At 37.7% G+C, this 9,433-nt stretch carries 11 protein-coding genes and 1 pseudogene; 9 read left to right on the plus strand and 3 right to left on the minus strand.

What is annotated here, in order from left to right:
* Positions 1-628, plus strand: a pseudogene (locus ACGHCK_RS11170) (hypothetical protein); the annotation flags it as partial.
* 84 nt (positions 629-712) lie between these two features.
* On the opposite strand, the gene ACGHCK_RS11175 reads toward ACGHCK_RS11170, so the two are convergent.
* Genes ACGHCK_RS11175 through ACGHCK_RS11185 form a run of 3 tightly spaced genes read right to left on the minus strand, consistent with a single transcriptional unit; the run spans position 713 to position 2,701 of the window.
* The gene (locus ACGHCK_RS11175; RefSeq protein WP_271328509.1) at positions 713-1,522 is read right to left on the minus strand and encodes a metal ABC transporter permease; all 810 of its coding nucleotides are present in this window, start codon (positions 1,520-1,522) and stop codon (positions 713-715) included.
* Positions 1,515-2,237: a metal ABC transporter ATP-binding protein gene (locus tag ACGHCK_RS11180; protein ID WP_202231322.1), complete on the minus strand. Its 723-nt coding sequence runs from the start codon at positions 2,235-2,237 to the stop codon at positions 1,515-1,517. The genes ACGHCK_RS11175 and ACGHCK_RS11180 overlap by 8 nt, the downstream gene beginning before the upstream one ends.
* A gap of 20 nt (positions 2,238-2,257) precedes the next feature.
* Positions 2,258-2,701, minus strand: coding sequence for a zinc-dependent MarR family transcriptional regulator (locus tag ACGHCK_RS11185; RefSeq protein ID WP_251423754.1), 444 nt, complete (start codon positions 2,699-2,701; stop codon positions 2,258-2,260).
* A 204-nt stretch (positions 2,702-2,905) separates the two neighbouring features.
* Here ACGHCK_RS11185 and infA point away from each other — a divergent pair, with 204 nt between their 5' ends.
* From infA to ACGHCK_RS11225, 8 genes are all read left to right on the plus strand, one after another.
* Positions 2,906-3,124, plus strand: a complete 219-nt coding sequence (infA, locus tag ACGHCK_RS11190) for a translation initiation factor IF-1 (RefSeq protein ID WP_003133772.1) — start codon at positions 2,906-2,908, stop codon at positions 3,122-3,124.
* 53 nt (positions 3,125-3,177) lie between these two features.
* Positions 3,178-3,294: a 50S ribosomal protein L36 gene (gene rpmJ, locus ACGHCK_RS11195; RefSeq protein WP_014024193.1), complete on the plus strand. Its 117-nt coding sequence runs from the start codon at positions 3,178-3,180 to the stop codon at positions 3,292-3,294.
* A gap of 17 nt (positions 3,295-3,311) precedes the next feature.
* Complete coding sequence (gene rpsM / locus ACGHCK_RS11200; RefSeq protein ID WP_003133773.1) at positions 3,312-3,677, plus strand: 30S ribosomal protein S13; 366 nt, start codon at positions 3,312-3,314, stop codon at positions 3,675-3,677.
* Positions 3,678-3,694: 17 nt separating this feature from the next.
* The gene (gene rpsK / locus ACGHCK_RS11205; RefSeq protein WP_003133774.1) at positions 3,695-4,078 is read left to right on the plus strand and encodes a 30S ribosomal protein S11; all 384 of its coding nucleotides are present in this window, start codon (positions 3,695-3,697) and stop codon (positions 4,076-4,078) included.
* A 51-nt stretch (positions 4,079-4,129) separates the two neighbouring features.
* Positions 4,130-5,068 carry a DNA-directed RNA polymerase subunit alpha gene (locus ACGHCK_RS11210; protein WP_202231320.1) on the plus strand — a complete coding sequence of 313 codons (939 nt, stop codon included), beginning with the start codon at positions 4,130-4,132 and terminating at the stop codon, positions 5,066-5,068.
* Between the two features lie 15 nt (positions 5,069-5,083).
* Entirely contained in the window at positions 5,084-5,464 is a 381-nt protein-coding gene (rplQ, locus tag ACGHCK_RS11215; protein WP_003133776.1) for a 50S ribosomal protein L17, read from the plus strand.
* A 1,566-nt stretch (positions 5,465-7,030) separates the two neighbouring features.
* Positions 7,031-8,329 carry a hemolysin family protein gene (locus ACGHCK_RS11220; RefSeq protein ID WP_251423758.1) on the plus strand — a complete coding sequence of 433 codons (1,299 nt, stop codon included), beginning with the start codon at positions 7,031-7,033 and terminating at the stop codon, positions 8,327-8,329.
* A 552-nt stretch (positions 8,330-8,881) separates the two neighbouring features.
* The coding region (locus tag ACGHCK_RS11225; protein ID WP_394304570.1) for a YSIRK-type signal peptide-containing protein at positions 8,882-9,433 on the plus strand (552 nt) is incomplete at its 3' end.

The following is a 9,433-nucleotide window of genomic DNA, read 5'->3' on the forward strand; positions in this document are numbered from 1 at the left end:
GGAGAATGTCCAACCCGACCAAATCAACTTTAGCCTCATGGCACCGGGGACCATCTTTACTATGGCTGGGGAGCAGTACCGTTATCTGGAGAATCAAGGTGGTGGGAACCATTTGATTATTCGGAATTATACGACTACATCTAATAATAGTGTTACTTTTACTAATCAGGAAACAGCCTTGAATCTTTGGTATGAAGGGCTTGAATCAACAGTTAAAGCTATGGTTCGACCAGTAGCAGATAGTTTTGAGACGGGAGTTGTTAATCAACATGAACTTAGTTGGACAGGTTCATTATGGGTACCGACCAACCTAGACGATTTTCCAGAAGTTGAAGCAGATGTGACACGGGTTGTTTCAAGTGGAACTCCACGTGCTTTCTCTCTCTCTTTGGCAGACGTGGTACACTTATCAGGTCCAGGTCGTGCTTTTCCTAATCATGAGGGGCGCATGGTTCCAGATGGGGCTGCCGCATGGTGGCTTCGTACTCCTGCAGGAGTAGAGGGGGGAACAGAACGTGCTTGGCGTGTGACTCATAGATATGATGATAATAATCTTGGGCAGTTGCGCAGCGGTTGGAGAACAACCAGTTGGTTGAACATTAGACCCGCTCTCATCATCAATCAATAAAAATTAAAGCAGTTCCTGAAACAAAAACCACTCCATATACGGCGGTCAGATGTGCTGTATGTTGAGTGATTTTTTACTTTAATTTTATTTTTTTAAAATGCGTTTCAGTAAAGAAACAACTAAGAAAAGGAAAACAAAGATTAAGGTAATAGCTGAACTCGCAGGGGCATTAAAATAATAAGAAATAACTAAGCCGCTGTTCATCCCGATAAAACCAATAATAACGGACCAAACCAGTACAGTTTTAAAGGATTTTCCAATAAGCATAGAGATACTTGCCGGCAAGACCATAATGGCAGAAACCAATAACGCGCCAGAAGCAGGAATCATCAATGCAATAGCCAGACCAGTGACAACATTGAAAACTATGGATATTAGACGAACAGGAAGCCCATCTACCAAAGCAGTATCTTCATCGAAAGTCATCACGTAAAGTGGACGTAAGAAAAAGATAAAGCCAGCCAAAACGATAAGCGCAATGACATAGAGCATAATCACCTGTGGTGTAGTAATGGTGACAATTGACCCAAAAAGATACTGATCGATACTGATGCTGGTCTTACTTCCAGCAACATTGATGATAAACATAGCCAGAGCAAGACCTGCAGACATCAGAATAGCGGTCGCTAACTCAAGGTAGTTTTTATAAACAGTACGAAGAAATTCCATAAAAATAGCAGCAATGATAACCACAACTAAAGTTGTCCATGTTGGATTTAAACTCAATAATATACCAAAAGCAACACCTGCGAGAGAAACGTGAGAAAGCGTGTCAGAAAGCAAGGACTGGCGGCGAAGTACCAAAAACACACCAAGGAGAGGGGCAAAAAGTGCAATGGCTGTTGTGGCTAGAAAAGCATTGCGCATAAAGTCATAGGAGAGGATTTCAAGCATTAGGAACTCCTCCTTTTGTATTTTTTGTGCGAGCATTTCCATGAAGTTCAAAACACTCGAACTTACCATTTTTATCTCTGGCTAGATGGATGTTGCGATCCATATATTTCTTGACAGAGTCGGGGTCGTGAGTGACCATAAGCACACTTTTCCCATGTTCGTGCGCAGCATGGGCCATCAGTTCATAAAAGGCATCTGTAGTTACGTCGTCCATCCCAACAGTTGGTTCATCGAGGACAAAAACATCGGGGTCTGAAGCAAAGGTACGTGCAATAATAATACGCTGTTTTTGTCCACCAGAGAGCTCGCCGATTTTTTTATGACGGAATTTCCACATCCCAACAGCCTTAAGGGCGGCCTCCACATGTTCTTCGTCGTGGGCATTAAGCTTGCGAAACCAACCCTTGCGTGGGTAACGTCCAGAGCGTACAAACTCATGAACTGTTGAGGGGAAACCAGCATTAAAACTCGAAATCTGCTGAGGGACATAAGCAATTCTTAGTCGTCTGTTTTGCTTGTCATGCCGTGCAATAACCACTTTACCAGACTTGGGCTTCAAAATTCCTAGTGTAATCTTGATTAGAGTTGACTTAGCAGCACCATTTTCTCCTGTTAAAGTGACAAATTCTCCAGCTTTAACTGAGTAACTCACATCCTCTAATACCGGATTGTTATCATAATAAAAGCTTACATTCTGAACATCAATATAAGGCATAATTTTAATTACTTCCTAAACTACTTAAATTTTTCAGCCAGCCGATTGAGGAAATCTTTAATGACTTCTTGCTCATCAGTTGTATATTTTTGAATAAGCTGATGATAACTATCAAGGGTTGCTGCATGATGAGCTGCATGTTCTTGCGCAATAGGCAGTGCTTTTTCCGTCAAGTTCCATAAAACAACCCGGTCGTCAGTCTTGCTCTTCGTAGGAAAAATGAGTGCCATGTCTTGCAATTTTTTAAGAGCTTTTGTGATAGCAGCAGGGGAAACTGAAAGTGTTTCAGCCATTCGTGCATTTGTAGTTGGCTCCTCACTGAGAAGCATGAGGAGATGCTCCTGGGTTGACGTTAATTTGACATCACTCTGACATTTCCCAAGAAGAATTTCGTGTTTGTTTTCGGCAAACTGCATGACTTGAGACAAGAAATGATCGATTTGATTTTCTAAATGAGTAGACATAATATTCCTCCCTTCATTCATTGGTCAATAATAACACGCATTTCGTTGAATGTCAACCGGTTAATGTTATGGGAGAAGCTATAAAAACAAAGGAAAAAAACGAATAAGGGGCTTGTCATTTGTAATGTGGTATGCTATAATATATCAGTCCGACTTTTGAGATACATTTGTATCTTTCGGGGATTTTTAAGGAGGTACTTTTGCTTGGCAAAAGATGATGTTATCGAAATTGAAGGTAAAGTAGTAGATACTATGCCGAATGCGATGTTCACTGTTGAACTTGAAAATGGTCATAAAGTTTTGGCGACGATTTCTGGAAAGATTCGTAAGAATTATATCCGTATCTTGCCTGGCGACCGCGTGCAAGTGGAGATGTCACCATATGATTTGACACGTGGACGCATTACCTACCGTTTTAAATAACCTGGACATTCATTGGGTGCGAAAGCACAGTAACCTATAGAAAGGAAGACACAATGAAAGTAAGACCATCAGTTAAACCAATCTGCGAATACTGTAAAGTAATTCGTCGTAACGGTCGTGTTATGGTAATTTGCCCTGTAAATCCAAAACATAAACAACGTCAGGGATAGAAAGGAACTATTAAATTATGGCTCGTTTTGCTGGAGTTGATATTCCAAACGAAAAACGTATCGTTATCTCATTGACATACGTTTACGGTGTTGGACTTCAAACTGCTAAAAAAGTGCTTGCTGCTGCAGGTGTTTCAGAAGATGTACGTACGAAAGATCTTACATCTGATCAAGAAGATGCGATTCGTCGTGAACTTGACGGCTTGAAACTCGAAGGTGATCTTCGTCGTGAAGTAAACCTCAACATCAAACGCTTGATGGAAATTGGTAGCTACCGTGGTATGCGTCACCGTCGTGGACTCCCTACACGTGGACAAAACACAAAAAACAACGCACGTACTCGTAAGGGACCTGCTAAAGCTATCGCTGGTAAGAAAAAATAATCTAGAAAGGAGTTAAAATGGCAAAAATTACTCGTAAACGTCGTGTGAAAAAGAATATTGAAACTGGTATCGCCCACATTCAATCAACTTTTAACAACACTATCATTATGATTACTGACGTTCATGGTAACGCTCTTGCTTGGTCATCTGCAGGTTCACTTGGTTTCAAAGGTTCTAAAAAATCTACACCATTCGCTGCACAAATGGCATCTGAAGCTGCTGCTAAAGCTGCTCAAGAACAAGGGTTGAAAACAGTATCTGTTACAGTTAAAGGTCCAGGTTCAGGTCGTGAATCTGCAATCCGTGCACTCGCTGCTGCTGGTCTTAACGTAACTTCTATTAGTGATGTGACTCCTGTACCTCACAATGGTGCACGTCCTCCAAAACGTCGTCGTGTATAATCGCTAGTGAGTTGCAAAATCACTTTACTTTTCTTTTAGAGGAGACTATACATGATTGAGTTTGAAAAACCAAAAATTATTAAATTTGACGAAACAGAATTTTACGGCAAGTTTGTAGTAGAACCACTTGAACGTGGTTATGGTACAACTTTGGGTAATTCTTTGCGTCGCGTTCTTTTGTCTTCATTGCCTGGGTCTGCTGTGACTTCAATTCAAATTGAAGGAGTTCAACACGAATTTGCAACTATCCCTGGTGTCCGCGAAGATGTGGTCCAAATCATCCTTGCTATCAAAGGACTTGCGATCAAATCTTACGTTGAAAATGAAAAACAAATTGAGCTTGACGTTACTGGACCTATGACAGTAACTGCAGGTGACATTTTAACAGATAGTGATATCGAAATTGTCAATAAAGACCATTATCTTTTTTCTATCGCAGAAGGTCACTCTATGCGTGCTGTGATGACAGTAAACAAAGGTTACGGATATGTTCCTGCTGACGAGAACAAAGTCGAAGGGGCACCTATCGGTACAATTGCTGTGGACTCAATTTACACACCAGTTAGCAAAGTTAACTATCAAGTAGAACCAGCTCGTGTAGGTGGTGATGCATCTTACGATAAGTTGACTTTGGAAATCACTACAAACGGCACAATCGTTGCTGATGATGCTTTGTCTCTCTCTGCGAAGATTTTGACAGATCACTTGAATCTGTTTGTTGACTTGTCAGAAGCAGCTTCAGAATCTGAAACTCTCGTAGCTAAAGAAGAAGTTAAGACAGAACGTGTTCTCGATAAAATTATCGAAGAAATGGACTTCTCAGTTCGTGCCTATAATGGTTTGAAACGTGCTGGAATCAATACCGTAGCTGATATTGTGGAAATGAGTGAAGCTGACATGATTAAAGTCAAAAACCTCGGTCACAAATCAGTAGAAGAAGTCAAAGTAAAATTGACTGACTTGGGCTTGGAGCTCAAAAAACGAAAATAATACAGGAGGAAAAAAATGGGTTACCGTAAACTTGGACGCACATCTTCGCAACGTAAAGCTATGCTTCGTGATTTGACAACTGATCTTATCATCAACGAAACAATCGTTACGACTGAAGCTCGTGCTAAAGAAATCCGTAAAACAGTTGAAAAGATGATTACTCTTGGTAAACGTGGTGACTTGCACGCTCGTCGTCAAGCAGCAGCTTACGTTCGTAACGAAATCGCTATTAAAGATTTCAACGAAGAAACTGAAACTTTCCCAACTGCACTTCAAAAATTGTTCGACGATATTGCTAAACGCTACGAAGGCCGTAACGGTGGTTACACTCGTATCTTGAAAGTTGAACCACGTCGTGGTGATGCTGCCCCTATGGCAATCATTGAACTTGTTTAAGAAGGTTCGGATTAAATAATATATAAGATTACTTATTGAGTGTTATGATGATGGCGCTGTGTTTGAGTTAACGTTTAAACGTTGAGTAGCATTGCTTAGTCTAGCTCTGTCTACCGAGACATTTGTTTCGGTAGTTCACTCAATATGTTTTTTTTTTTTTTTTTTTTTTTTTTTTTTTTTTTTTTTTAGATAATCTTTGGCGTCTCTTTCACATATAAAGAGGCGCTTTTGTTTGTAAAAAATAAGAAAATTTAAAGGAGGATTAATCTTAACTATCAATCTTGCAAAAAATCACTTTAAATACACGGAATTAAAATATTAAAGGAATTGAATTTGTGTTAGAATGTGAAGAAGTAAACAAATGGGTTGTTCTGCAGATAGAATTGCAGTGAATGGAGTCAAATATGCATCAAATTGTTAGAATAGCTATATGTTTTTCATAAAAAAAGGATGGTTTATGGAATCTATATCAATTACTTTAACTTTACGAAGATTGTTTCTTACAGTTATTTATTTTTACTAAGAGTTATCGAAGGAAAATTAGGGTTTATATTTCCAAGATTGGATAAAAAGTTAGTAACCGTACCTTTGGATATAGTACAACAGTAGGTGGAGTAAAATTATAGTGTGAATTTTGAGTCTGTGGTTATAATATTATCTATTGATTTAAAAAATGAGAGACTTAGAAAATGTTTAATTATTTACTAGAAATTTTTCTTTTGATTTATTCAATACATTTAGTATTAAAATTTAGAATGACGTATAAAAAACAAAAGATCTGAAATATAAATGGATATCTTACGGATTTATTGTTATTTCTATTTTTATTATTTTGGGTAGAATCTTACAACTAATGAACCTATAAAATAAGGAGAGATATGAGTAATTTAAAAATAGAAATTAAAATCAGCTGAAGTTGAAATTAATAAGTATGGTATTTTCTTTGTAACAGGTAGAAATGGAGTGGGAAAATCGACATTATTTAGAAGCATGTTAGAAGAAGTGTATAGAATTAGTATAAATAATAAGCTTATTGTAAAGGGAATCAATCAAATAGTTTATATAAATGAAATGAAAATTTTATTGGCTATGAATTTTTTTACTTAAAGAATATTTGATTTATATATCGTTGTTATTTAAAACTAAAGTTACACATGAGGAAGATTACGGCTGTATTATCAGAGGTAGAACTGTTACAATACGAGCATAATCCAATAAAAGACTTATCTTAAGGAAACAAACAAAAATTAGCTTTTGTATCGACACTCATCATTGATGGAGAAGTTTTATTATTTGATGAGTCATTGAACACATAAATCAATATACTCTACAAAGAAATATTCACGGTGATGTATCACCTTTTTTTGAGACTATTTAGGGTTTTCTTGAAATTACAAGCACCTTAGACTTGAATAAACTGCTGTATTTCCAGCAGATTTTTTTGCTTTTTTCACATCATTATCAATATGATAGGAGATACAATTGTAGTTTCTTATTCGATCGAATATTTGTTATAATAAAAGATAAATAATTTATCATAAATATAAAAAGGAAATGAGAGATACATTGACTATAAATATTATAATCATCATATTAATGATTGCCTTCACAGCCTTTTTTGTTGCTTCTGAGTTTTCTTTGGTCAAAATACGAAAAAGTCGTCTAGAAACATTAGAAGCAGAAGGCAACAAGAAAGCTAAGTTAGCCATAGTTGTTGTTGAGCATTTGGATTCTTATTTGAGTGCATGCCAACTTGGAATTACCTTGACTTCCTTGGCTATCGGTTGGGTCGGAGAAAGTACCATGCATGCTTTACTCTCTCCTGTAATGGCATACCTACCCTTTCCCAAAGCGTTATCAGAGAGCTTCTCCATTGTTTTAGCTTTTCTGCTGATTACTTTTGTTCACGTTGTCATTGGAGAGCTTATTCCAAAATCACTCAGTATCTCTAAAACAGAGGCTGTAGTTTTAGCGGTAGTAAAACCACTGCATTATTTCTATAAGATTACTTATCCTTTCGTCTGGCTTCTGAATGTTTCAGCAAGTTCGGTTGGAAAACTTTTCAATCTTAGTTTGGCAACAGAGGGAGAAGAAACGCATTCGGAAGAAGAATTGCTTTTGATTGCAAACCAAAGTTATGTTAAGGGCGAAATAAATGAAAAAGAATATGAATACCTTAACAAGGTTTTTGAATTTGATGATTTATTAGCCAAAGAAATCATGGTTTCACGTCTAGATATGGAAGTTATATCTTCTGATACATCGATAAAGGAAGCCTTGGAATTTGCGATTGAAAAGGGACATACGCGTTTTCCAGTTATCCGCAAGTCCAAAGACAATATTTTGGGTTATGTTACGCTTCAGTCATTGATTAAGGAATACTTATCCTCTCCCGCTCAGAGTGTCAACACGATTGTACAGGAACCCATTGTCTTCATCGATACAATACCGGTCAAAGTTTTACTTTCAGAGATGCAAAGTCAGCACAAGCACTTTGCTATTTTATCTGATGAATATGGAGGGACAAGCGGTTTAGTTACTATTGAAGATATCCTTGAAGAACTCGTAGGTGATATTCAAGACGAGCAGGATCATGAGGAAGACAATATCGTAGAGGTAAAAGAAAATGTGTACCATGTGAAAGGGAAGACCCCCTTATCTGAAATCGAAGAGCGCTTCCATGTTCAATTGTCTGACTTACCTTCAGTAAACACCATTAGTGGCTATGTAAGTAACAGTTACTTAGAACAGAGAGAAGAAGCAGAGGTGGGGAGTGTCCGAATAATAAAGAACTTGGAAATTACTATTCTTGAAATGGATAGGGTGACGCCAAGTGAGTTACAGATTAGGGTACTATCAGACTAAACATTTGCTGGCGTATGAGTGAATGTTATAAGAATGAGCTTCTTTATATGAGGCTGTCTGATGTTTTCTGTGATTCAGTAAAAAATAGGAGAAAAGATGTAATTCCTAATAAATTTGTGAACAAATTGTGTAAGAGCAAATGCAGAGTGCATGTTAAACCTGCATTCACTGGGTGACTTACTCCTAATTTCTTGCTTTTATGCTATTGAGCTGGGGCTTGAAAAGTACTAAAAGTTGGAAATATTGATGTAGCAAAGTGTACAAGAAAAAACGCTTAACCGGATGCATGAGAATGTTGTGGTTTGCGTTTTTTGTTTTTTAGAAGTGTTGAGAATTAAGTCATGTATTTCAGAAGAACACTTCGAAGTTCCGTTCCCTTAGAAAAGTTGTTACAGTTTTCTATTTTTTATGTATTTATTCTAAAAAATTACCTAAATACTAAAATAATTGAGGCAATATACTTTACATATGACGAAAAAAATGAGAAAATGATAATGTGACTACTTTGTTAGTCTATGAAAAAAGAATTACATTTTTAGGGAGGGAAAGTTTATGTTTTATAAAGCGAAGCATAAGCAGCGCTTTTCAATTCGTAAATATTCTTTTGGAATAGCGTCGGTACTTTTAGGGACGTTTATATTAGGCGTTTCAGCTCCAGAAGCTAGTGCGGATGAAAATTCAACTGTTGCAACAACTAATCAAGTTCAAGCAGGAGCAGTATCAGAAGATGCAAGCTCTGCAGAGACAGAAGTTGCTGCAAGCAATAGCAACGAAGCTGCTACAGAAGTAGAAGCGGCGCCTGTTAATGAAGAAGTTGCTGATACTAACGCGGCAGTAGAAAAAGAAAATGATGAAGCTGCTGTGACTGAAAGTGCAGATGTTTCAGAAGTAGAAGCAGATAAGACTTCTGAAGTCAACAAGGAAGACGTGGCACCTGTTGCAACTCCAAAAACAGCTTTTAGAGCTGCAAGAGTTGCTCGAGCTGCAACTGAAGCCACTCCAGGTGATCCAAACACACCAGTTTCAGCAGGCTTACAAGAGGAGTTAGAAAAGAATGCTGTCTATAGCCCAGGTGTTCAAGGGGCTAAGAAGAGCTATGCTGGT

Source organism: Lactococcus muris (genome assembly GCF_042849115.1).
Taxonomy (GTDB): domain Bacteria; phylum Bacillota; class Bacilli; order Lactobacillales; family Streptococcaceae; genus Lactococcus; species Lactococcus muris.